Annotated in this window: 22 protein-coding genes; 7 read left to right on the forward strand and 15 right to left on the reverse strand. The window is 65.6% G+C overall.

What is annotated here, in order from left to right; genetic code table 11:
- Nucleotides 1-88 precede the first annotated feature (88 nt).
- Both FJ948_RS19160 and mutL read left to right on the forward strand, forming a co-directional pair.
- Nucleotides 89-991, forward strand: coding sequence for a LysR substrate-binding domain-containing protein (locus tag FJ948_RS19160; RefSeq protein ID WP_140707070.1), 903 nt, complete (start codon nt 89-91; stop codon nt 989-991).
- Nucleotides 992-1059: 68 nt separating this feature from the next.
- Nucleotides 1060-2949, forward strand: a complete 1890-nt coding sequence (gene mutL, locus FJ948_RS19165) for a DNA mismatch repair endonuclease MutL (RefSeq protein WP_140707072.1) — start codon at nt 1060-1062, stop codon at nt 2947-2949.
- Between the two features lie 26 nt (nt 2950-2975).
- Here mutL and FJ948_RS19170 read toward each other — a convergent pair whose 3' ends face one another.
- The gene (locus tag FJ948_RS19170) at nt 2976-3707 is read right to left on the reverse strand and encodes a hypothetical protein (RefSeq protein WP_140707074.1); all 732 of its coding nucleotides are present in this window, start codon (nt 3705-3707) and stop codon (nt 2976-2978) included.
- A gap of 141 nt (nt 3708-3848) precedes the next feature.
- Nucleotides 3849-4742, reverse strand: a complete 894-nt coding sequence (locus tag FJ948_RS19175; RefSeq protein ID WP_140707076.1) for an EamA family transporter — start codon at nt 4740-4742, stop codon at nt 3849-3851.
- 91 nt (nt 4743-4833) lie between these two features.
- Here FJ948_RS19175 and FJ948_RS19180 point away from each other — a divergent pair, with 91 nt between their 5' ends.
- A complete protein-coding gene (locus FJ948_RS19180) occupies nt 4834-5760 on the forward strand; it encodes a LysR substrate-binding domain-containing protein (RefSeq protein ID WP_140707078.1) in 927 nt (308 codons plus the stop codon).
- A 111-nt stretch (nt 5761-5871) separates the two neighbouring features.
- Here FJ948_RS19180 and FJ948_RS19185 read toward each other — a convergent pair whose 3' ends face one another.
- Nucleotides 5872-6474: a hypothetical protein gene (locus FJ948_RS19185; protein ID WP_140707080.1), complete on the reverse strand. Its 603-nt coding sequence runs from the start codon at nt 6472-6474 to the stop codon at nt 5872-5874.
- Nucleotides 6475-6588: 114 nt separating this feature from the next.
- On the opposite strand from FJ948_RS19185, the gene FJ948_RS19190 reads away from it, so the two are divergent.
- A complete protein-coding gene (locus FJ948_RS19190; RefSeq protein ID WP_140707082.1) occupies nt 6589-6822 on the forward strand; it encodes a DUF2093 domain-containing protein in 234 nt (77 codons plus the stop codon).
- On the opposite strand, the gene lpxK is transcribed toward FJ948_RS19190, so the two are convergent.
- The 6 genes from lpxK to FJ948_RS19220 form a co-directional block, all read right to left on the reverse strand.
- Nucleotides 6819-7844 (reverse strand): tetraacyldisaccharide 4'-kinase, encoded by a 1026-nt coding sequence (gene lpxK, locus FJ948_RS19195; protein WP_140707084.1) that lies wholly within the window; start codon nt 7842-7844, stop codon nt 6819-6821. The two genes, FJ948_RS19190 and lpxK, sit on opposite strands and share 4 nt — an antisense overlap.
- 1 nt (nt 7845) lies before the next feature.
- On the reverse strand, nt 7846-9162 hold the full coding sequence (gene waaA / locus FJ948_RS19200; protein ID WP_140707086.1) for a lipid IV(A) 3-deoxy-D-manno-octulosonic acid transferase: 1317 nt from the start codon (nt 9160-9162) through the stop codon (nt 7846-7848).
- Complete coding sequence (locus FJ948_RS19205; protein WP_140707088.1) at nt 9159-9950, reverse strand: lysophospholipid acyltransferase family protein; 792 nt, start codon at nt 9948-9950, stop codon at nt 9159-9161. The genes waaA and FJ948_RS19205 overlap by 4 nt, the downstream gene beginning before the upstream one ends.
- A 5-nt stretch (nt 9951-9955) precedes the next feature.
- Nucleotides 9956-10201 (reverse strand): DUF4170 domain-containing protein, encoded by a 246-nt coding sequence (locus FJ948_RS19210; protein WP_140707090.1) that lies wholly within the window; start codon nt 10199-10201, stop codon nt 9956-9958.
- Between the two features lie 76 nt (nt 10202-10277).
- Nucleotides 10278-11081: a 3'(2'),5'-bisphosphate nucleotidase CysQ gene (locus FJ948_RS19215; RefSeq protein WP_140707092.1), complete on the reverse strand. Its 804-nt coding sequence runs from the start codon at nt 11079-11081 to the stop codon at nt 10278-10280.
- Nucleotides 11068-12411 (reverse strand): TldD/PmbA family protein, encoded by a 1344-nt coding sequence (locus tag FJ948_RS19220; protein ID WP_140707094.1) that lies wholly within the window; start codon nt 12409-12411, stop codon nt 11068-11070. Before FJ948_RS19220 ends, FJ948_RS19215 begins: the two co-directional genes overlap by 14 nt.
- 174 nt (nt 12412-12585) lie before the next feature.
- Between FJ948_RS19220 and FJ948_RS19225 the strand changes: the two genes are divergently transcribed.
- Nucleotides 12586-13002, forward strand: a complete 417-nt coding sequence (locus FJ948_RS19225) for a VOC family protein (protein ID WP_140707096.1) — start codon at nt 12586-12588, stop codon at nt 13000-13002.
- 27 nt (nt 13003-13029) lie between these two features.
- On the opposite strand, the gene epmA is transcribed toward FJ948_RS19225, so the two are convergent.
- On the reverse strand, nt 13030-14076 hold the full coding sequence (gene epmA, locus FJ948_RS19230; RefSeq protein ID WP_140707098.1) for an EF-P lysine aminoacylase EpmA: 1047 nt from the start codon (nt 14074-14076) through the stop codon (nt 13030-13032).
- Nucleotides 14077-14190: 114 nt separating this feature from the next.
- Between epmA and efp the strand changes: the two genes are divergently transcribed.
- Together efp and FJ948_RS19240 are read left to right on the forward strand one after the other, a co-directional pair.
- Nucleotides 14191-14760 (forward strand): elongation factor P, encoded by a 570-nt coding sequence (efp, locus tag FJ948_RS19235; protein WP_140707100.1) that lies wholly within the window; start codon nt 14191-14193, stop codon nt 14758-14760.
- A 346-nt stretch (nt 14761-15106) separates the two neighbouring features.
- On the forward strand, nt 15107-15649 hold the full coding sequence (locus tag FJ948_RS19240) for a dihydrofolate reductase family protein (RefSeq protein ID WP_140707102.1): 543 nt from the start codon (nt 15107-15109) through the stop codon (nt 15647-15649).
- Nucleotides 15650-15666: 17 nt separating this feature from the next.
- Here the strand turns inward: FJ948_RS19240 and FJ948_RS19245 are convergent, their stop codons facing one another.
- From FJ948_RS19245 to FJ948_RS19265, 5 genes are all read right to left on the reverse strand, one after another.
- A complete protein-coding gene (locus FJ948_RS19245; RefSeq protein ID WP_140707104.1) occupies nt 15667-16536 on the reverse strand; it encodes a patatin-like phospholipase family protein in 870 nt (289 codons plus the stop codon).
- On the reverse strand, nt 16533-17915 hold the full coding sequence (locus FJ948_RS19250; protein WP_246677556.1) for a pitrilysin family protein: 1383 nt from the start codon (nt 17913-17915) through the stop codon (nt 16533-16535). Before FJ948_RS19250 ends, FJ948_RS19245 begins: the two co-directional genes overlap by 4 nt.
- A 17-nt stretch (nt 17916-17932) precedes the next feature.
- A complete protein-coding gene (locus FJ948_RS19255) occupies nt 17933-19318 on the reverse strand; it encodes a pitrilysin family protein (protein WP_140707108.1) in 1386 nt (461 codons plus the stop codon).
- Between the two features lie 120 nt (nt 19319-19438).
- Nucleotides 19439-19993, reverse strand: coding sequence for a 16S rRNA (guanine(966)-N(2))-methyltransferase RsmD (rsmD, locus tag FJ948_RS19260; protein WP_140707110.1), 555 nt, complete (start codon nt 19991-19993; stop codon nt 19439-19441).
- Nucleotides 19990-22053: a pseudouridine synthase gene (locus FJ948_RS19265; RefSeq protein WP_140707112.1), complete on the reverse strand. Its 2064-nt coding sequence runs from the start codon at nt 22051-22053 to the stop codon at nt 19990-19992. Before FJ948_RS19265 ends, rsmD begins: the two co-directional genes overlap by 4 nt.
- Nucleotides 22054-22147: the final 94 nt, after the last annotated feature.

Genomic DNA, 22147 nt, shown 5'->3' on the forward strand with positions numbered 1-22147 from the left:
ACCTCCAAGCGTCCGTTCCAGCCAAGTTAGCGAGGCGAAATATGGCTGTGACGCTGGAAAATCCTGATCTCTTGTATAAGCTCTGCTTATGCGAAGCCTGCGCCACCTCCTGCCCTCCGCCGGCAGCCTGATCGTCTTCGAGGCGGCCGGCCGGCTGTCGAGTTTCACAGCGGCCGGGCGCGAGCTCGGGATGACGCAGGCGGCCGTCTCCTACGCGGTGCGCGGGCTTGAAGAACAGCTCGGCGCCAAGCTGTTTCAGCGCCGCCACCGGCAGGTCAGCCTGACGGAAGCCGGCGAGCGGTTCCACGCGGATGTCTCGCTCGGCCTGTCGCATATTCGCAAATCCGCCGAGGATTTGCGCCTGCAGGCGACCGGCGGCCATGTGACGCTTGCCGCCTCGACCGCTTTCGGCTCGTTCTGGATGATGCCGCGCCTGCAGCAGTTCCGCGACGAATTGCCGGGCATCGACCTGCGCATCCAGACCGCCGACCGTGATCTCGACATCATCGCCGAGGGCATCCCGCTTGCCGTGCGCGGCGGTGAGCCGCGGGAATGGCCGGATTATTTTTCGCTGCCCTTGGCCGACGAGGAGATCTTTCCGGTCGCCAGCGCCAGCTATCTCGCAAAAGTTGGCACGCCGGGCAGCGTCGAGGAACTGGCAAGGCACCGTCTCATTCACCTCGAGGAACCCTATCGCGAAGCCGCCAGCTGGGACGAATGGTTCCGATCGGCCGGAGGTCGGCTCGACGATACGGCGCGCGGCCTGCGCATCAATGACTATGGCCTGGTGATCCAGGGCGTCATGGAAGGACAAGGCATTGCGCTCGGCTGGCGCCATCTCGCGGAACGGCTGCTGGCGACGGGCCTGCTGGTGCCGGTGACCAGTCACGTGCTCAAAACCGGCAAGGCCTTCTATGTCGTGTGGCCGAAGAACCGGGAATTGAGCGAGAATGCCCGCAAGGTCAGGGATTGGCTGGTGGCGCAGGCGTAGAGTCGTTTCATTGTTTCGGCCGCAGTTCGCCCTCGCCCGCACGATACGAATCCGCCTATACTGTCGTCATGCCCATCCGCCAGCTTTCCGAAACGATGATCAACCAGATCGCCGCCGGCGAAGTCATCGAGCGTCCGGCGAGCGTGGTCAAGGAACTGGTCGAGAACGCGCTCGATGCCGGCGCAAGCAAGGTGGAGGTCGTCACATCGGGCGGCGGGCTGAACCTGATCCGCGTCACCGATGACGGTTCCGGCATTCCAGAACGGGAATTGGCGCTGGCCATCGCGCGCCATTGCACCTCCAAGCTCACCGAGGACATCAACGACATCCGCTCGCTCGGTTTTCGTGGCGAGGCACTGCCGTCGATCGGCTCGGTGTCGCGGCTGTCGATCCGCTCGCGCACGGCTTCCGGCGACAGCGCCGCCGAGATCGGCATCGAGGGCGGTCGCGTCCTGCCCGTCAAGCCGGCGGCCGCCAATCGCGGCACCACGGTGGAGGTGCGCGACCTGTTCTTCGCCACGCCGGCACGGCTGAAATTCATGAAGGGCGAACGCGCCGAAAGCTCGGCCATCAGCGACGTGGTCAAGCGCATCGCCATCGCCTTCCCCACGGTGCGTTTCACGCTGGCCGGATCCGACCGCACGACGCTGGAACTGCCGGCGACCGAGGGCAGCGCGGAGGGCAGCCTGCGCCGCGTCGCGCAGGTGATGGGCGCCGACTTTCCCGACAATTCCATTGCCATCGATGCCATGCGCGAAGGCGTGCATCTGACCGGCCATGTGTCGATCCCGTCCTTCACCCGCGCCAACGCACTGCAGCAATATGCCTATGTCAACGGCCGCCCGGTGCGCGACAAGCTGATCGCCGGGGCTATTCGCGGCGCCTTTGCCGATGTCCTGCCGCGCGACCGCCACGCGGTGACGGTGCTGTTCCTGATGCTCGACCCGGCGATCGTCGACGTCAACGTCCATCCGGCCAAGGCCGATGTCCGCTTCCGCGATCCGGGCCTCGTGCGCGGGCTGATCGTCGGCGCGATCCGGCAGGCATTGGCAGAGGCCGGCATCCGCTCCGCCACCACGGGAGCGGCCGGCATGATGGCTGCGTTCCGCCCAGGCGCGGCCTCCTATGGTCATGGCGGCCCGACAAATGGCCATCGCAGCTACGACGCGGCTTTCCGTGCGTCCGGCCCGACGGGCTTCGACCCTTCGCGCTCGTCGCAGCGGCCGCTCGACATGCAATTCGACGGTGCCGGCTTTGAACGCGGCAACGCAGGAACCGGCGGCTTCGGCGAAAGCGACCAGGCGGCGTTCGATGCCGGCCCGCTTGCCAGCGCCGATGCGCGTGCGGGGCAGAATGAGGCAACCGAGACGCTGCTTGGCGCGGTGCTGGGGGCCGCGCGCGCGCAGGTGCACGAGAACTACATCGTCGCCCAGACCCGGGATTCGCTCGTCATCGTCGACCAGCACGCGGCGCATGAGCGGCTGGTCTATGAAGCGCTGAAGAACGCCCTGCATTCGCGGCCGGTGCCCTCGCAAATGCTGCTTCTGCCCGAGATCATCGACCTGCCGGAAGAGGACGCCGAACGGCTCGCCATGCATTCCGAAACGCTCGCACGCTTCGGCCTCGGCATCGAGCGTTTCGGCCCGGGCGCGGTTGCCGTGCGCGAGACGCCGTCGATGCTGGGCGAGACCAATGTCGGTCAACTTGTGCGCGACCTCGCCGACGAGATCGCCGACAACGACACGGTCGAAACGCTGAAGGAGCGGCTGGACAAGATCGCGGGGACCATGGCCTGCCATGGTTCGGTCCGGTCAGGCCGGCTGCTCAAGGCCGAGGAGATGAACGCGCTGCTGCGCCAGATGGAAGCGACGCCGGGCTCCGGCACCTGCAACCACGGCCGCCCAACCTATATCGAGCTCAAGCTGGCGGACATCGAGCGGCTGTTCGGGCGGCGGTGAATACAAAGTCCAGTCACGCAATAAGCTCAATTAACCAACAGGCGATAGTCCTTGAACCTGTGAGAGAAAACGTAATCTCTGGAATAGCCAGCGCCACCGCCTCGAAAATTCACCGAGACAACGTCCTTGCCCCCCTCGACCCATTTCTGGACGTTCATGTAGATGGGCGTCATCAGCATGCCGGCACTGCATGCGTCGTCATCCTTGAAGGCGATTTCCTGAACGACCTTCCCGCCGCGCTTTTTGATGACCTGCAGCTTCGCCATGCAAAGGCCGAGGCTGGTGTTGGTGTAAACGCCGGCGAATCTCTCACGCGCGGTCTGAGCCCAGAACGGAATTTCGACGATTCCTTCGATCTTGCCCTCGCCCGTATCGTCGAGGCTCGCGACTTTTCGAAGGTTGACGGGATAGGTGTCCGCCTCCTTGCTCCAGCTTCCGGTCGCGCCGTCTTTGCCGACATCTAGGGAGAACGGGCACCCGGTGGTGTCGACCGGTGTCTTCGACCCCATCACCAGCACGCGTTCAAACTCCTTGTCGTCCGCGATCTCACAAAGCGTCACTCTGGCACCGTCGGCCTTGCCGTAGATCGCGATGGGGCTTTGCTTGGCATCGTAGAAGTAGCTTCCCTCGACGGTAATGCCACTGCCGAAGCTGTCGTACCTCTGCAGGGAGAGATGGACCGGATTTTTTCCGATGGAGCCTTCGTAGTTCTCCACCTGATACCAGCCCGCGACTGCTTTCCCGCTCAGCATCAGCAAGCAGAAAACCACGGCTACAAAGCCTCTTCCCATCGCGTTCCCCCATCAAGGCCGGCAAGATAGCCTGGCTGATGCCTGCATCACAGGCCCAAGGAACGCCACTTATCATTCTGAGTCGACAAACGACCCCAACTCTATGATTTATCGCTTCAAATTCACCACGATGACGCCGCCCAGCGCCAGCGCGCCGCCGAGGATTCCGAGCAGAGTCGGCACTTCGCCCAGCCAGAAGAAGCCGATCAGCGCCGACATCGGCGAGACCAGGTACAAGAAGTTCGATGCACGCGCCGCCGGGAGGCGCGACAGGGCAGTCGCCCATGCCGCATAAGCGATCAGGCTCGGCACGATGCCGAGATAGATGACGGCGCCGAGGCCGGCGGTGTCGGCGACAGCCGCTTGCTGCAGAGCGGCGGGCAGGAAAGGCGCCAGGCAGAGCGCGCCGAGCACCATGTTGGACGCCGCGATGGTCAGCGGATGGTGGCGGGCAAACAGCGGCTTCTGGACGATGGTGTTGACGGCGGAGCACAGCGCCGACCCCAGCACCAGCAGCGCGCCAGCGTTGAAATGCAGGCCATTGCCGTCGGCGACCGCAATGATGCCGATACCGGCGAAGGAAATGGCGGTGCCGATCCAGGCCAGACCGGAGAACCGCTCGCCAAGCACCGCCATCGCCATGATGGCGGTGAAGATCGGGCTGACATTGATGATGAAGCCGGCGGCTCCGGCCGAAACCGTCAGCTCACCGAAATTGAGCATGGCCGTGTAGAGCGCCACGAAGATGGCGCCGCCGAAGGCGAGGCGCCACAAATCGCCGATCCTGGGCAGCGCCGGGCGCTTGACGGCAAGGTAGATCGCCGCGGGCACGGCGGCGATGGCAAAGCGCAGGGCGCCAAGTTCCAGCGGCTGGAAGGCGGCGAGCCCGGCCCGGATCGCCGGGAAGGCCGAGGCCCAGCCGATCACCGTCAGCGCCACCGCGATGGCGGCCGTGGTATCCATCCGCTGTGTCGGATTCGACGTGGTGGTCATCGCGCTCATCTCGCTGCCCTCGGATTCTTCAGGTTCGAGAAGCAGAAAACGCCTTTCCCGATCAATTGACAAACGACCAAATCGAGGGTCACCTGTGAGTATGGATCACAGCTTAAACAGTCTGCTGCCGCTGGAAACGTTGCGCGCCTTCGACGCTGCGGCGCGCACGGGAAGCTTTTCGGCCGCCGCGGAAAAACTCAACCTCACCCATGGCGCCGTCAGCCGGCAGATCGCCAAGCTCGAGGACTGGCTTGGCCTGAAGGTTTTCGAGCGCGGCGCGCGCGGCGTGACGCTGACCAACGAAGGCAATCGCCTGCATCTCAGGACCACCGAAGCCTTCGCCCTGATCTCGGTCAATTCGGACCGGTGGGTGGAACCGCGCGGCACCGCCGTGGTGCGCCTGGCCTCAATTCCATCGGTGAGCGGCCTGTGGCTGATGCCACGCATGGCAGCGCTGGAGAATGATCCTACCCGCCTGCGCATCGTGCTCGACGTCGACAATCGCCAGGCCGATCTCGCCGACGAAGGCATCGATCTGTCCGTCCGCTGCGGCCGCGGCCGCATCCCGGGCCGCGTCTCGGTGCAGCTGTTCGAGGAACATCTCTTCCCCATCGCCTCGCCGGGCCTGGCACGAGAGATCGGCGGTGGCGACCCGGCAAGGCTGCTCAAATTCCCGCTGATCAACGATTCCGACGCTTCGGGGTGGCGCGCCTGGTTCGCCGCGCAGGACATGGACTACCGGCCGCGTCCGCAAGATCGCCGCTTCGAGGACTATAATCTGGTGCTCGATGCCGCCGCGCACGGCCTCGGCATCGCGCTGGCGCGACCGCCGCTCACCGAACACCAGATACAGTCGGGGCGCCTCGTCGCCGTCGACGCTCGCACGGCGCTCAATCCGGTTTCCTATTGGCTGGATCGTCCGGTCGGCCGGCCGCGCGCGGCCGCCGCCGATCTCGCCAGGCGCATTGCCGAACAGGCCGGGCTTGCGTCGGCCAGGCTGGACGCTTTCCTGCAGGATGATGATTAGTTTTGAAGGGGTCGGCAATCGCCGGCCCGCTTTCAGGACATATGCACTCCAGTGCGATTCCCCGAGGGAAATGCGTGGCGGTTCCCTGTCGGGAATTGCGTGAAACCCTGCTTAACGGAACAGCAAAAGCACGATCGTGGTGGTCACGGCCGAGACGATGGCGGTCACGATCGATATCGTCCACAGCGACGGCGGAGCTGGCTCGGATCGTGGGGCATGGCCCGCCGGGCGGCTGGAGGCGCCGCGCGGTCGCGGCGCGTTGGCATTGGCCGCGACCAGCACCGCCGCGGAAGCGACGGCCGGCGAGAATGTGGACAGGGCCGGCCCCGCTCCCAGCTTGGGCGTGCTGTCGGTGGCCGTCGTCGGCGGCGGGACGAAGCCGCGCGAAGCCTGATCCGCGTCCGTCCCTGCCCCACCCCTCGACGCTCGTCCCGGTGCATTGTGGGTGGCGGCGTCAGGTTCCATGACGGCCCGGTAAGCGTCCTCGATCTCCGAGGACGACAGGCGTTGCGCGGTTTGAGCGGCCGGGCGCGGCAGCGAGCCTTGCAGCGCCTGGGTGGCGAACTGCGCCGATTGCACCATCGCCGGCGCTGGCGGCTGGACGAGCGCCTTGACCAGTGCGGTGGTCGCCGGATCGGCCTTGGGCGAAGGCACCGGCTGGGGCGTGAGCGCTTCTCTCAGCAAAGGCGGCATGCTTGCATTGGCGATGTCCATGGCGCTTCCTGACAACCATTGTGCCATAGGGCAATATTACATGAGCATTGCGCCAAGCTTGACCTTGCCCACGATTTATGGCGATTGAATCCCGATGAACTCAAGTGCCATTGCATGATGAACCGTTTCGAAGGCCCCGGCGGCAAGGAAGCCCGCATCCGCTATCTCGATGGCGATTTCCAGGTCACCAGCCCCGGCGCGTTCGTACGCTGCGCCGTGACCGGCGAGAGCATTCCACTGGATGAGCTGAAATACTGGAGCGTCGCCAGGCAGGAGCCCTACGTGAGCGCCACGGCTTCGCTGCGCCGTGAAATCGAGGTGCATCCGGAGTTGCGCAAGCGGGGTTAGCCTCTCAACTTGCGCTGCCGCCAGGCGTCGAGCGTCTCCTCGATGATGCGTTCGGGCACGTGGTCGAGTTCGAACACAGTGTCGATTTCCAGCACGTCGAGACCGTCGAGGAAGTCTTTTGAGGCACCGTGACGTAGCCGGGCGGCGTCCTTGGCGGTGGTGATCAGCCCGAGCCCTTCGTCGCTCGCCGTCGCGGCCAGTTCGGCAAGCTCGTCCTCGGCGTAGAAGTGATGGTCCGGAAAGGGCTTGGATAGGACCACCTCGCCGCCGGCGCCACGCAGGGTGTCGAAGAATTTTTCGGGATGACCGATACCGGCAAAGGCCAGAAACCGCTTTCCGGCAAGCCCGGCCTTGCCGCTCGGTTCCGTGTGGGCCTCGAAGATCGGCCGGCCGGCACGCGCCGCCTGGCGGACCACGGCGTCGGCGGCCGTGCCCTCGCCCATCTTCAGCAGCCCGCTGGTGAAGACCAGCTGGTCGACGATTTTGGCCCTGAGCGGACCGCCCGGGATGACGCGGCCATTGCCGATGCCGTAGCGGGCATCGACCACGACCAGCGCGTAATCGATGTGGATGCGCGCGCTCTGGAAGCCGTCGTCCATGATCAGGAAATCGCAACCGTGTTTTTCCAGCAAGAGCCGGGCGCCGGCGGCACGATTGGGCGTCACCGCCACCGGAGCATGTTCGGCCAGCAGCAGCGGTTCGTCGCCGACATGCCTGGCGCTGTCGTGGTCGATGTCGACGACATGCGGCTCGGCGAAGGAACCGCCATGGCCGCGCGACAGGAAACCGGGCTTCAGCCGCATGCGCTTGGCCTGCTGGGCGAGTGCGATCGCAACCGGCGTCTTGCCGGTGCCGCCAACGGTGAAATTGCCGACGCACAGAACCGGCGCTTCGATCTTCTCGCGCCTGGCCCGGCGCATGCTGCGGCCGGCGGCAAGCGCATAGATAGCCGACAGCGGCGACAGCGCCAGGACCTTCCAGTCCGGCTCTTCCCACCAGAATGGCGGTGCTTCGGAGGCCATTTTAGCGCCCGTTGGCGCCCTTCAGGCGCGCCTTGACCACCAGCGGCTGGATATAGGGTTCGAGCGATTTGAGCGTGCGTGCGAGCGCGCCGCGCATCTCATCGACGGTGGCGATTCCCGCCGCCATCATCTCGTGGCGCGCCACTTCGTTGGTCAGGAGGAAATTGACGGCGCCAGCCAGCATGTCGCGGTCGCGCACCAGCTTGGCCCCGCCGCTGTCGAGCAGGCGCTGATAGGCCTCGCGAAAATTCTGCACGTTGCGCCCGGCAAGAACCGCGGTGTCGAGCATGGCCGGCTCGAGCGGGTTCTGCCCGCCCTCGGAGGTCAGCGAGCGGCCGACGAAAGCGATTTCGGTCAACCTGAGGTATAAGCCCATCTCGCCGATCGTGTCGCCGAGCAGGATATCGGTGTCAGGCCCGATGCGGTCGCCCTTGCTGCGCCGCGCGACCTTCAGGCCCATGCCGGAAATCTGCGCGGCAAGGGCTTCGGCCCGATCGGGATGGCGCGGAACGACGATCGTCAGCAGGCCGTGGTGGCGCTTGTGCAGCGTCGCGTGGACTTCCGCGGCGACCACTTCCTCGCCGTCATGGGTCGAGATCGCCGCCCAGGTCGGGCGATCTCCGATCTGCCGCTGCAAAGTGCCGAGAGCGCGGTCGTCGACCGGCGGCGGGTTGGTGTCGACCTTGAGATTGCCCGACACCGTGACCGGCCGGGCGCCGAGCGCGCGAAAACGCTCGCCGTCGACATCGGACTGGGCAACGACATGAGCAAGGTTTTCGAACAGCGCCTCGGCGATGTTGGCCCGCTTCTTCCACGATGTGAAGGAGCGGTCGGACAGCCTGCCATTGACCAGCACCTGCGGCACGTGGCGGGCACCGAGTTCGAGGATGGTCATCGGCCAGATCTCGGATTCGGCGATGATCGCCAGATCGGGTTTCCAGTGATCGAGGAAGCGGCTGACCGCGGGCTTCAGATCGAGCGGCACATATTGGTGGATGATGCGGTCGCCGAGCCGCTCGTCGACGACCTGGGCCGAGGTCACCGTTCCTGTCGTCAGCACGATGTTGACGCCGTAGTCGAGGATGCTTTCGACCAGCGGCACGACGGCCAAGGTCTCGCCGACGCTCGCGGCATGGATCCAGATGACCGGCCCCTCGGGGCGCGGCCGGCCAGCGACGCCGTAGCGCTCGCGCCGGCGATTGCGGTCTTCCTTGCCGCGCGAGGTGCGCCAGGCAACATAGGGGCCGACCAGCGGATAGGCGGCCGCGCCGGCAAAACGATATGCCGACAGCATGGTGCGGGCCCAGCGACCGCTCATTGCGGACCATCCACGAGACGATAGGCCTCGGCGGTCGCGGCGTTGAGGGCGGCCGTCACTTCCTGGCGCTTGCGCTCCATTTCGGCATCGTCGGCGTCCGCCGCCACGAAGATCGGCGCGCCGATGGTCACCGCGGAGCGGCCGAAGGGCAGGTTGATCGTGGTCTTGTCCCAGCTCTTCTCCAGCACCTTGCGGCGGCTGGTGGCAATGGCGACAGGCAGCAGCGGCCGGCCGGAGAGGCGCGCCAGGAGAACGATGCCAAGCCCTGCATCGCGCGGCGTACCGTGGGGGATGTCTGCGATCATGGCGACGTTCTTGCCTGCGGTGAGCGACTTTTTGAGGGCGATGAGCGCCTTGGCGCCGCCCTTATCGAGATGCCTGGCATTGTCGCGCCCACCCGAACCGCGCACCGCCTCGATGCCAAATTTCTCCAGCATCAGCGCGTTGAGCTCGGCATCGGCGCTGCGCGACACCATGGCGACCAGCGGCTTGCGCTTGGGATAATAGGCTGGCGTCAAAAGGTGCTGGCCATGCCACAGGGCGATGATGCCGGGCTCGAACTCGGCGTAGCTGCCTCCCGAGAAGCGCGCCGATCCGGCGACCAGGGGGCTGGTCAGGCGCACCAGCCGCACGAACTGCGCGAGCAGGCTGGCAATGGCGTTCTTGACGAATCGGGACTGCGCGAGCGGTTCGCGAACCCTGCGCCAGAATGCCTTGGTCTTGCGGCTGCCGCCCCTGCTCGTCGGCACGGCGTCGCTGGCTGGCTCTTTCGCCAGGTCATTCTCCATCGAAGTCAACCGGCGACCTTGCTATCGGGGTCCAGCAGACGGTGCAGATGAACGACGAAATAGCGCATATGGGCATTGTCCACGCTGGCTTGCGCCTTGGCTTTCCACGCCGTGTGCGCGGATTGATAGTCGGGATAGACGCCGACGATGTCGAGCGCGTCGAGATCGCGGAACTCCGTGCCGCCAAGCTTCTTCAGTTCGCCGCCGAACACCAGATGCAAAAGCTGTTTCTTTCCGTCTTCCGCGGCCATGTCCATCCTTCACATATTGTGAGTTTGTGACAGGTCTAGACCAAAGCCGCCGACTTTGGAACCTTTGAAAATGCTTTCAGGCATCCAGCCCGGCGATGACATCGACAAGCACCGCCAGCAGTTCTCCGCTGCCGGCTGCGAGCGCGCCATGGCGGGTCACCTCGCCGGCATAGAGCGGCGCATGGCCTTGCGGGTCGAGCAATTGGCCGCCGGCCTCACGCAGGATGAGATCGACGGCGGCAATGTCCCAGTCATGCGCGTTCGGCTTGACGAAGGTGCCGTCGAGCGTGCCGTTGGCGATCATCGCCAGACGATAGGCGAGCGAAGGGCTGTACGGCGCTCGCACCAGCCGCTGCTGCCAGCCGGCCGGCATCAGGTCGATCAACTGCTTCAGGCCGGAAATCTCAGGCCTGTCCCCGAGCTTGCGCACCGCGATGCGTTTGCCGTTGCGGAATGCGCCCTGGCCGGGCAACGCGGAATAGGTCTCGTCCATCGCCGGGCATTCGAGCACGCCGGCGAGCGTGCGGCCGTTCTCGACAACGGCCACACTGACGCACCAGGCGCGCTGGCCTTCGAGGAAGCCGCGCGTGCCGTCGATCGGATCGACGACAAAGGTACGGCGCGCCGAAAGCCGTGCCGGATCGTCGGCGGTCTCTTCCGACAGCCAGCCATAATCCGGCCGTGCCGCAAGCAGCGTCTGGCGCAGATACGCGTCGGCGGCATGATCGGCTTCGCTGACCGGCGAGGTGCCGCCCTTCATCCAGACCTGCGGATTGTTGCCGAAGTAGCGCATGGCGATAAGACCCGCCTCGCGGGCGGCGTCGCGCAGCAGCGGCAGGTCCAGAGCCGCGCCCGCGTTGGTCAGGTCATGCTCCGGCAAGGGTCATGCCTTCGATCAGGAGCGTCGGGGCGGCGGTGCCGAAATTGCGGTCGAGGTCATTGCCCGGCACCATGTTGAGGAACATCGTCTTTAGGTTCGAGGCGATGGTGACTTCGGCGACCGAATAGGCAAGCGCGCCATTTTCGATCCAGAAACCGGAGGCGCCGCGGCTGTACTCGCCGGTGACCATGTCGACGCCCTGGCCAAACACCTCGGTGACATAGAAGCCGGTCTTGAGCGAGCCGATCAGATCCTGCGGCGAGCGTTCGCCCGCCTCGATGGCAAGGTTTGTCGACGACGGCGAGACGGAGGAGCCGCCGCGCGCGCCGCGGCCGTTGGTGACGAGCCCGAGTTCCCGGGCCGCCGATGTCGACAGGAACCAGTGGTTGAGTACACCCTTTTCGACCATCAACAGCTTCTCGCCCTCGACGCCCTCGCCATCGAATGGGCGCGAGGCCTGGCCACGGCGCCGCAGCGGCTCGTCGGTGACGGTGATTGCGGCAGCTGCCACCTGCTTGCCCATCATGTCGCGCAGGAACGAGGTTTTTCGCGCGACCGACGCGCCGTTGATGGCCCCGGCGAGATGGCCGGCAATGCCGCGCGCCACGCGCGGATCGAACACAACGTCGACCGGTCCGGTCGCCGCCTTGCGCGCGCCAAGGCGGCGCACGGCCCGTTCGCCGGCCATGCGGCCGATATCCTGCGGCGCGTCGAGATCGGCGAAATGCTGGCGCGAGGAGAATTCATAGTCGCGCTCCATGCCGGTACCCTCGCCGGCGATCACGCTGGCCGAGCGCGAAAAGCGCGAGGCGACATAGTGGCCGAGAAAACCGTGCGAAGTGGCCAGGACCAGCCCACCCAGCCCGGCACTGGCACTGCTGCCGGCCGAATTGGTCACGCCCTTGACGGCGAGAGCCGCCGCTTCGGCCGCAAGGGCTGCTTCCTTCAACGCGTCGGCCGAAACCTCGGTCGCATCGAACAGGTCCAGATCGCGCGTCTGCCTGACGAGCAGCGCGGGATCTGCAAGACCCTGATAGGGATCCTCGGGAGACACCTTGGCCATGGCGACGGCGCGCTCGGCAAGCGCCTTCGGATCGGACGCGGCGGTGGCCGACACGCTGGCCACGCGCTGGCCGACGAAGACCCGCAGCGAAACGTCATCACCCTCCGAGGCTTCGGTATTTTCGACCTTGCCAAGCCGCACCGAAACGCCGGTCGAGCGGCCGCGCACCGCGACGGCGTCCGCGGCATCGGCGCCGGCACGTTTGGCGGCCTCGACGAGGGCCGCGACGCGGTCCGTCAATTTCGCGGCATCGAGCTTGTCGGTCATGCACTTGATCCTGTTTCTTCAGCCTGTTCGCAAGGCGGATGCTGTCGCACCATCTATTGTTCCAGTGCCGCTTGTGCAATGGCAGAAGGGCAATCAGGATGCCGCGACCCAATCGCCATCGAAGCGGCCGCGAAGAGCGGACGTCGCAGCTGTTGCCTATCTGGAGCCTTCGCCATGACGCCTTTCCATCTTGCCTTTCCGGTCCGTGATCTCGATGAAACCCGAACTTTCTATGGCGAGGTGCTGGGCTGCGCGATTGGCCGCTCCTCGGCGACCTGGGTGGATTTCGACCTTTATGGCCACCAGATGTCGGCGCATCTGCGGCCGCGGGCCGCGCAAGCCGCCAGCGACGGCAAGGTCGACGGCATTTTGGTGCCGATCCCGCATTTCGGCGCCGTGCTGTTGATGGACGACTGGCAGCGCCTGGCGGCGCGGCTGGAAGCGCGCGACGACATCGACTGGCTGGAGCGGCCGATGGTCCGTTTCAAGGGCGAGCCCGGCGAACAGGCCACGCTCTTCATTCGCGACCCCTCGGGCAACGCCCTGGAATTCAAGGGTTTTCGTTCACTGGAGCAGGTTTTCGCGCATTGAGGCGATAGAGGCCGCAGCGACCTGTCCTCATGATGTCGCGACCGGCGTCCAGATCACATCCTCGATCTTGTGTGCTCCGGTCGCCAGCATCGCCAGCCGGTCGAACCCAAGCGCGATGCCGCTGGCTTGCGGCATGACGGCAAGGGCGGCCAGAAAATCCTCGTCGAGCGGATAGCGCTCGCCATAGATCCGCTCCTTCTCGTCCATCTCGATGATGAAGCGCCGGCGCTGCTCGGCCGCGTCGGTCAGTTCGCCAAAGCCGTTGGCGAGCTCGACACCGCAGCAATAAAGTTCGAAACGTTCGGCGACGCGCGGATCCCTGGGACTCGGCCGGGCGAGCGCCGCCTCGGCGACCGGATATTCGCACAGGATGGTCGCCCGCCGCTGCCCGAGGAACGGCTCGATCTTTTCCACCAGCACTCGGCTGAACAAATCCGCCCAGCTGTCGTCAGACGCCGTGCGCAGGCCGGCCTGGATCAAGGCAGCATGAAGCGCGTCCCGGTCGGTGCCGCCATCGGCGGCGACCGTGGCCAGCAGATCGATGCCGGCATGGCGCGTGAAGGCGTCCGCCACGGTCAACCGCTCCGGTTCGGCGAACGGATCGCAGACGCGGCCCCGGAAAGAGAAGCGCGTGGCCCCTGCCCTCGTCGCGGCCAGCGCCAGCAGATCGGTGCAATCGCGCATCAGGCTCTCATAGGTCTCGCCCACCCGGTACCATTCGAGCATGGTGAATTCGGGATGATGCAAGGGACCGCGCTCACGGTTGCGGTAGACGGCGCCCAGGCTGAAAATGCGCCGTTCGCCGGCCGCAAGCAGTTTCTTGCAGGCGAATTCCGGCGAGGTGTGGAGATAGAGCGGCGAATGGGCGCCATCGGGCCCGATCACTTCGGTGGCGAAAGCCGCCAGATGCGCCTCGTTGCCGGGCGAAACCTGCAGCGCCGCCGCTTCCACCTCGATGAAGTCGTGGCGGGCGAACCAGTCGCGCAAGGCGGCCGTCAGCTTGTTGCGCAGCATCAGGCGCGGGCGGCGGTCGGCGTGGACATGCGGCGTCCACCAGGGCGAAGCAGCGGTCATCAGCGCGCTTCGGTTCGCCGAGGGGGCTGGCGGTTCGCGCCAAGATGCGCTAGGCCCCCATCCAGCGCCGCGCAAGCCGGCAAACGCCCGTCAACTCTCGCAGGATTTAAAACCGTGGTGAAAGTCATCGCCAGTTCGCTCCGCAAAGGCAATGTCGTCGACAAGGACGGCAAGCTTTATGTGATCCTCTTTGCCGAAAACATCCACCCAGGCAAGGGCACGCCCGTGACGCAGCTCGACATGCGCCGCATCGGCGACGGGGTGAAGGTGTCGGAACGCTACCGCACCACCGAGCAGGTGGAGCGCGCCTATGTCGAGGAGCGCGAGCACACCTTCCTCTACGCCGACGGCGAAGGCTATCACTTCATGAACCCGGAAACCTACGACCAGGTGGCGGTGTCGGAAGCCGTGGTCGGCGACGCCGCTCCCTATCTGAAGGAAGGCATGCCGGTACAGGTGTCGCAGTTCAACGGCATCGCGATCGCCCTGGTGCTGCCGCAGCGCGCCACCTTCGAAGTGGTCGAGACCGAGCCGACGACCAAGGGCCAGACGGCGTCGTCCTCCTACAAGCCGGCCGTCCTTTCCAACGGCGTGCGCACCAACGTGCCACCCCACATCGCGCCCGGCACCCGCGTGGTGGTGATGACGGCCGACGGGTCGTATGTGGAGCGGGCGAAGGACTGAGGCGGCTCCTGAGGCGTGATCGAGGATCGAACAACGCTCCGAACCTCACCGGGAACGCATTTTAGCCCGATGCTTCGGCACGGCCCCATAGGCAACCGCACTGGGGCATGCCGCGCCAAAGTCAGTCTTGGGAGCCTACTGCAGCATGTCGCGGCGAATAGGATCGCTCGACCCGCTGTGAGCTTCCGATTTATGCATGTCGTTGTCCCTGAACCGAGGACACTTCCGGGCGGCATGCGGTAGGCCGGAGAAATTCCTCCTCTGGCAAGATTGTCCTCGATAATTTCTTAAGCAGCGTAGCAAAAGGCGCGCACGGTTCGTCCTTTGAGCGAAGAGGGAGAACGCAATGAGAAAACTTATCGTCACCGAATTCATCAGCGTCGACGGCGTTGCCGAGGTCGAGAGGCTTCCGGCCGTTGTCTGGAACGATGAAATGAACAGGTTCAAGGAGGATGAGCTTGCCGACAGCGGCGCCATGCTTTTGGGACGCACGACCTATGAGATTTTTGCCGGCTCGTGGCCGAGCGAAACCGGAGATTTCGCCGACCGGTTCAACGCGCTGCCGAAATATGTCGCCTCGACCAGTCTGAAGGCGCTCGATTGGAAACCGGCGGAGTTGCTCAAAGGTCCCTTGCCGGAAGCCGTGAGGGCGCTGAAGCACGGCAGCGGTGGCAACATCTATGTGCATGGCAGCCTCAGCGTCGCGCGGGAATTGCTGCGCCACGGTCTGGTCGACCGCATCAGGCTGCTCAGCTACCCCGGCACCGTCGGCCAGGGCAAGCAGCTTTTCCCGCTGGGCGAACAAGTGCCGCTCAAGCTGATTTCAGCCGCCCCCTTCACGAACGGCGTGGTGGCGATCGAATATGCGCCTCTGGCTGCGAAGCCGTAAGCTGGTCAGCGCCAGCGTTACCCGGCCTTCTTCCGCCGCTTTCCCTTGACGGCGACGCCTTCTCGCGCCTCCACCGCCCTCTCCACCTGCCGCTTCAGCTCATCCTTGATCTCGGCCGTCTCACTCATCAGGGCGTCGATCTTCATAAAATCGAGCACGCGGTATTTCGACACCGCCGGGCGGACCAGTATGTCAGGCTGGCACTGTTTCAACTTGTTGGCGATGATCGACTGCATCATCAATTGCGTGGCGCCGAACATCAGGTCGACGGAGGTCGGCTGCTTGCGGTCGGCCTCTTCCGGCGCGCCGACGACGTCGACGCCGATGATGATGTCGGCATCGTTCTCGATGAGGTCGAAGGGCACGGGGTTGTAGATGCCGCCGTCGATCAGCAGCCTGCCGTCGCGCGTCACCGGGCGGAACACGGCGGGAATGGCGGCCGAAGCGGCAAGGGCCGAGTGCAGGTCGCCATCGTCGAACACGGCGAGCTTGTGGCCGAAATAGTCGGTCGCCGTCACCTTCAGCGGGATTTTCAGTTCGGCGAAGGTCTCGGGAATGGCCTCGGGCAGAAACGCCTTGAGGATGCGCTCGACGTTGAACTGGCTGACGCGGATGCCGTTTTGCATGGCTTCGGCGATCGTGCCCGGCCGCGCCCGCCACATGCGGCTCGCCACCTCGGCGCGGCGGCCGAGGATCGATCGGGCATAGTCGTGGATGTCCTTGCCGCTCATGCCGGCGGCCATGCCGGCGCCCATGATGGCGCCGATCGACGAGCCGGCTATCGCCACCGGCTTGATGCCGAGCTCGTCCAGCGCCTCGATGACATGGATGTGCGCCAGACCACGCGCGCCGCCGCCGCCGAACGCTATGCCGAAGGTCGGGCTCATCCCTTGCCGGCTCCCGCCAGTGGGGGGCCGACCACCATGATGGTCGGTTCGGTCGTCAGCAGCTTCTTCGCCGCCGCCTTGACCTCATCGATCGTCACCGCGTTGATATAGCCGGCCCGGCGCTGCATGTAGTCGATGCCAAGGTCGTCGAGCTGCAGTTCGACCAGCGTCGCGGCGATCGAACTCGACGAATCCAGATTGCTGATGGCATAGGCGCCGATCAGATATTTCTTGGTCGCCGCCAGTTCGGCCTCGGTCGGCCCGTCCTCGGCCAGCTGCCTGACGACGTCGCGCACGATGCCGAGCGTCTCGGCCGCGCGATCCGAGCGCGTCCCGGTGGTGACGATCAGGGCGTTGGCATGGTCCTGGTTGACCAGCGAGGAATTGACGCTGTAGGCGAGACCGCGCTTTTCACGCACCTCCTCGAACAGGCGCGAGGTGAACGTTCCGCCGCCGAGGATCTCGTTCATCAGCACGGCCGGGAAGAAATCCGCCGCCTTGCGCTTCACGCCTGGCCAGGCGAGTTGCAGCGAGGTTTGCGGCAGGTCGTAATTGACCTCGATGTGCTGCGCCAGCTTGGGCTCGATATCGGCAACGGGGCTGAGCGCCTGGTTTTGCGGCAGGTCGCCGAACACCATGTCGAGCTTCTTGCCAAGCGTCTCGGGGTCGATGGCGCCGACCACCGCGATATGCAGGCCACCGCGCGCGAAGACAGCCTTGTGCAGGGCCTTGAGATCGGCCTGCGAGATGGCGGCGATGCTTTGCCTGGTGCCCTGGTCCGAACGCGAATAAGGGTGGTCGCCATAGACGGCGCGCGCCCACCGGTTCTGCGCCACCGTGTCGGGGTCGTTCTCGTTGGCGATGATGCCCGACAGGACCTGGGCACGGATGCGGTCGATAGGCTCCTGGTCGAAGCGCGGCTCGTTGACCGCCAGACGCAACAGGTCGAACGCCTCGTCGCGCTGTTCGGCCAGCATGCGCATGGAACCGTAGATGCCATCGCGGGTCTCATCGAAGCTCATCTCGGCGCCGGCATCGTCGAGCCTGATCTGGAAGGCTTCCGAATCGAGAGGACCGGCACCCTCGTCGAAGAGACCGGTCATCAGATTGGCGAGACCTTCCTTGCCGGGAGGGTCCTGCGTCGAACCGCCGCCGAAGACGAAACGGACGGCGACGATCGGCACGGAATAGTCCTCCACCAACCAGGCCGTGACGCCCTTCGGCGAGGTAACGGACTGGATCTCCATGGCGCGGGCGGCAAGCGCCGGCAGAACCAGGAATAGGATGGAGAGGAAGAGGGTTGCGACTGTGGTGGCCACGCGCGGTCTGCCCTTCTCCCCTTGTGGAAGAAGGGAAGACGCCGTCACCGCCTCGCGCATATGTATCGCGTGCATCATCAATTCCCCGCCTGTTGCTGCGGCAAGAGATAGCCTGATGTCGAGCGGGCCAGCACGAGATAGCGCGCGGCAACGGCCTTGACCTCATCGGCAGTCACCTTGCGGATGCGATCCGGCCATTGCTCGACGTCCTGCACATTGCCGCCGGTGGCGAGCGTCGAGCCATAGATGTTGGCCATTGAGTCCTGCTTGTCACGGGCAAAGATCATCGACCGGACATAGCGGTCCTTGGCCTTTTCGAGTTCATCCGGGGTGACGCCGTCGCTGGCGATGCGTGCCACCTCCGCGTCGACCGCGGCCTCGACGTCGGCCAATTTGGCGTCGCCGCGCGGCGCGCCATAGACGGTGAAATTGGTGTCGTCGAGCATGGTGCCCTGGAAGTACGCGCCGGCGCTGGAAGCAATGCCTTGCTTGACGACCAGCGCCTGATAGAGCCGGCTGCGGTTGCCGCCACCGAGGATTTCGGCCAGCAGGTCGAGTGCCTCGGCCTCGCCCGGCTTGGCCGTATGGTAGGACGGCACGACCCATTGTGTCGAGAAACTCGGCACGCTGACGCGGGCGTCGGTGAGCGTGACCGTGCGCCTGGTGTTCTGCTCGGGTTCGACCGGGCGGACGCGCGGCGGCAGGTCAGGCCCGCGCGCCACCTTGCCATAGGTCTTCTCGGCCAGCGTCTTCACCGTGTCCGGCTCGACGTCGCCGGCCACGATCAGCACGACATTGTTGGGCCGGTAGTATTTATTGTAGAAGGCGGTGGCATCGACGCGGTTCAACTGCTCCATCTCCTGCATCCAGCCGATGACCGGAATGCGATAGGGCTGGTTCTGCCACAGCGTGGCATCGACCTCTTCGTCGAGCACGGCCTGCGGATTGTTGTCGATGCGCGAGCGGCGCTCCTCGAGGATGACGTCGCGCTCGGTCTTGATGACGTCATCGGTGAGGATGAGGTTGCGCATGCGATCGGCCTCGAAGCTCATCATCAGCTCGAGCGCGGACGGCGCCACAGTCTCGTGGAAGGCGGTGTAGTCGTAGGACGTGAAGGCGTTGTTGGAGCCACCAATGTCGGAGACGGCGCGGTCGAACTCGCCGGCCGCGTGATGGGCCGTCGCCTTGAACATCAGATGCTCGAAGAAATGGGCGATGCCGGATTTGCCCGGCGGCTCGTCGGCGCTGCCGATCTTGTACCACACCATATGGGTGACGATCGGCGCGCGGTGATCGGGAATGACGACCACTTCCATGCCGTTGTCGAGCAGGAAATCCGTGACCTTGAACTCGGCGGCCTTGCCATTCGTCGGGGCGCTGTCGGCCAATACCGGACCGGTCGCTACAAAAGCCAGGGAGGTCGCGAGCAGCGTTCCACGCAGCCATTCAGTCCTGGATGTCATCGATGGCTCCGGTTTCATGCAGCGAACGATAGGCAAGGTGCCGGCGACAAGCAAAGTGAATTGTTGGTCATGTTGCCGGCAAAGGCGGCGGCAAAGAGGCCACGGCGGAAAGCAGGCGTATCAGGCAGCCTCGATGAAACGGATGATAGTCTCGCCGTAGTTGCGCTCATCGAGCACGGAAAAGCCAGGGCCTGGCTCGAAGGGCGCCACTGCCGCCTCCTCGACCACGCACAGCGCGCCCGGGCGCAGCCAGCCGCCGGTCCTGGCGGATTGCAAGGCAAGCTCGCCAAGGCCCTTGCCATAGGGCGGGTCGGCGAAGACGAGGCCGAATGGCGCCAGCGTGCCGGCCTCGCCAAGGGCGGTCGCGTCACGGCGGAAGATCTTGGTGCGTCCGGTCAGGCCGAAGGCCTCGACATTGTCGCGGATCAGGCCACGGCCTTCGGCCGATTCCTCGATGAACACGCCATAGGATGCGCCGCGCGACAGGGCTTCCAGGCCAAGCGCGCCGGTACCGGCGAACAGATCGAGCACGCGGGCTCCGTCCGATTGTCCGGCGAAGCGATGCGCCAGAACGTTGAAGACGGCCTCGCGGGTGCGGTCGGTCGTCGGACGGATGGCGCTGCCGCGGGGCGTCGCCAACGGACGCCCGCGAAACTCGCCGCCAACGATTCTCATCTTGTCCGGGGGCCCTTGGGGCCGCCGCGTGGCCGCTCGCCGCCACCGGCGGGACGCTCGCCACGCGGCTTGCCGAACGGCTTGTCGCCGCCCGGTTTGCCGCCGGGCTTGCCATAGGACGGTTTGAACGAGGCCTTGCGCGCCTTTGCTTCCGCCGCCTTGGCGGCATCCGCTTCCGCCCTGCCCTTGCCGATCGGCCGGGCTCCCGGCGCCATCCAGACATTGGCCTTGCGCTGGCCCGGCGGCTCGATCGGCCGCTGCTCGCGTTCGGACTTCTTGCCGCCGCCCCGAGGCTTGTCGCCGAAGCCGCCGCGCGGCTTGTCGCCAAAACTTCCACGCGGCTTATCGCCAAAGCCGCCACGTTCCGGTCGCGGACCGCGATCGCCGAAGCTCTTTTCCGATCTCTCGCCTCTGTCGGGGCTGGTCGACAGTTTGCCCAGCGCCTCGTCGCGGCTGCCTTCCCGACGCTTGCGGTTCTTGATCAGGCCGCCCTCGCCGATCGGCCGCCGCTCGCCGTCGCGCGTGAACTTCGGCCGTTCGGGTTCGGCCTCACGGACTTCGGTGCGCCGCACGGGTTGGTTGGAAAACGGTTTTGTTATCTCGGCGTCGAAATTGGCGCCGGATTCCTCGACCAGGCGCTCGCCGAGCTGGTCGCGCAGCACCCGTCCCTTGATCTCCAGCACATGACCCTCCGCCAGATCATCGAGCTGGAACGGGCCGTAGGAGATGCGGATCAGCCGCGTGACGTCGAGGCCGAGCGCGCCGAGGATGTTCCTGACCTCACGGTTCTTGCCCTCGCGCAAACCGATCGTCAGCCAGGCGTTGGAGCCCTGCTCGCGATCGAGGCTGGCTTCGATGGCGCCGTAGAAGACGCCGTCGACGGCAATGCCTTCGCGCAGTCCGGCTAGCGCGCTTTCCTCGACCTTGCCGTGGACGCGCACGCGGTAGCGGCGCAGCCAGCCGGTGGCCGGCAGTTCGAGCACGCGCGACAAGCCGCCGTCGTTGGTCAGCAGCAGCAAGCCCTCGGTGTTGATGTCGAGCCGGCCGATGGTCATCAGCCGCGGCAATTCGGCCGGCAGCACGTCGAAGACGGTCTTGCGGCCCTCGGGGTCGCGGTTGGTGGTGACGACGCCGGCCGGCTTATGGAACAGGAACAGGCGCGTGCGCTCGATCGGCGGGATTTCCATGCCGTCGAGATGGATGATGTCACCCGGCATGACGTTGAAGGCCGGTGAAGACAACGCCCGGCCATTGACCTTGACGCGGCCGGCGGCGATCAGTTCCTCGGCGTCGCGGCGCGAGGCGAGGCCGGCGCGCGCCAGCCGCTTGGCGATGCGCTCGCCGGCTTCCTCCGGGGCATCGGCAGGCCGCGGACGCGGCTTGAAACCGCCGCCCGATGCGCCTTGCGGCCGATCACCGAAATCGCGCTTGGGTCTGTCGCCGCCAAAATCCCGCTTCGGACGATCGCCGAAATCACGCTTGGGACGGTCGAAGCGCTTTTCGCCGCCCGCCGCCGAAGCGGAAGCCGGGCGATCGCCACGCGGCGCATAGGGTTTGCGGGGTCCTTCGCGCTTCTCATAAGGCTTGCGCTCGCCCTCGGCCGCCATTGGACGGTCGCCACGCGGGGCGTAGGGCTTGCGCGGCCCTTCGCGCTTCTCATAAGGCTTGCGTTCACCCTCGGCCGCCATTGGACGGTCGCCGCGCGGGGCGTAGGGCTTGCGCGGCCCTTCGCGCTTCTCATAGGGCTTGCGCTCGCCTTCAGCCGCCATCGGACGGTCGCCGCGTGGTGCATAAGGCTTGCGCGGGCCCTCGCGCTTTTCGTAAGGCTTGCCTTCGGGGCGCGGCCCCTTGCTGAACGGCCTGTCGCCGCCCTTGAAGTCTCGCTTCGGCCGGTCGCCATCGGCGGCCATCGGCCGATCGCCACGCGGGGCATACGGCTTTTTCGCACCAAAAGACGGCTTGCCGCCCTTGCTGGCATCGCGGCCACGTGCACCTGCCGATTTCGGGCCACTCCTGCCCGGGCCGCCTTTGCGCGGAGATTTCTTGTCGTTGTCGTCCATGTGGCCTTTGTCCGTTTGCGCTGCTACAGCGTGGCGCATCCGTTCGGCGCGCAACGAACGCTGTAGCATTTTTGATTTGGCGCATGATCATTCC

The sequence above is a fragment of the Mesorhizobium sp. B2-3-12 genome, from assembly GCF_006442205.1.
In the GTDB taxonomy this organism is placed as follows: Bacteria; Pseudomonadota; Alphaproteobacteria; order Rhizobiales; family Rhizobiaceae; genus Mesorhizobium.

Bases quoted from the DNA above. Each gene is read 5' to 3' on its own strand.
- FJ948_RS19240 (WP_140707102.1), top strand. From the start codon at position 15,107: ATGAGAAAACTTATCGTCACCGAATTCATCAGCGTCGACGGCGTTGCC.
- mutL (WP_140707072.1), top strand. From the start codon at position 1,060: ATGCCCATCCGCCAGCTTTCCGAAACGATGATCAACCAGATCGCCGCC.
- FJ948_RS19175 (WP_140707076.1), bottom strand. From the start codon at position 4,742: ATGAGCGCGATGACCACCACGTCGAATCCGACACAGCGGATGGATACC.
- FJ948_RS19220 (WP_140707094.1), bottom strand. From the start codon at position 12,411: ATGACCGACAAGCTCGATGCCGCGAAATTGACGGACCGCGTCGCGGCC.
- FJ948_RS19250 (WP_246677556.1), bottom strand. From the start codon at position 17,915: ATGCGCGAGGCGGTGACGGCGTCTTCCCTTCTTCCACAAGGGGAGAAG.
- FJ948_RS19255 (WP_140707108.1), bottom strand. From the start codon at position 19,318: ATGACATCCAGGACTGAATGGCTGCGTGGAACGCTGCTCGCGACCTCC.
- FJ948_RS19225 (WP_140707096.1), top strand. From the start codon at position 12,586: ATGACGCCTTTCCATCTTGCCTTTCCGGTCCGTGATCTCGATGAAACC.
- epmA (WP_140707098.1), bottom strand. From the start codon at position 14,076: ATGACCGCTGCTTCGCCCTGGTGGACGCCGCATGTCCACGCCGACCGC.
- FJ948_RS19205 (WP_140707088.1), bottom strand. From the start codon at position 9,950: ATGGAGAATGACCTGGCGAAAGAGCCAGCCAGCGACGCCGTGCCGACG.
- FJ948_RS19245 (WP_140707104.1), bottom strand. From the start codon at position 16,536: ATGAGCCCGACCTTCGGCATAGCGTTCGGCGGCGGCGGCGCGCGTGGT.
- FJ948_RS19265 (WP_140707112.1), bottom strand. From the start codon at position 22,053: ATGGACGACAACGACAAGAAATCTCCGCGCAAAGGCGGCCCGGGCAGG.
- FJ948_RS19180 (WP_140707078.1), top strand. From the start codon at position 4,834: ATGGATCACAGCTTAAACAGTCTGCTGCCGCTGGAAACGTTGCGCGCC.
- rsmD (WP_140707110.1), bottom strand. From the start codon at position 19,993: ATGAGAATCGTTGGCGGCGAGTTTCGCGGGCGTCCGTTGGCGACGCCC.
- FJ948_RS19160 (WP_140707070.1), top strand. From the start codon at position 89: ATGCGAAGCCTGCGCCACCTCCTGCCCTCCGCCGGCAGCCTGATCGTC.
- waaA (WP_140707086.1), bottom strand. From the start codon at position 9,162: ATGAGCGGTCGCTGGGCCCGCACCATGCTGTCGGCATATCGTTTTGCC.
- FJ948_RS19185 (WP_140707080.1), bottom strand. From the start codon at position 6,474: ATGGACATCGCCAATGCAAGCATGCCGCCTTTGCTGAGAGAAGCGCTC.
- FJ948_RS19190 (WP_140707082.1), top strand. From the start codon at position 6,589: ATGATGAACCGTTTCGAAGGCCCCGGCGGCAAGGAAGCCCGCATCCGC.
- FJ948_RS19210 (WP_140707090.1), bottom strand. From the start codon at position 10,201: ATGGCCGCGGAAGACGGAAAGAAACAGCTTTTGCATCTGGTGTTCGGC.
- lpxK (WP_140707084.1), bottom strand. From the start codon at position 7,844: ATGGCCTCCGAAGCACCGCCATTCTGGTGGGAAGAGCCGGACTGGAAG.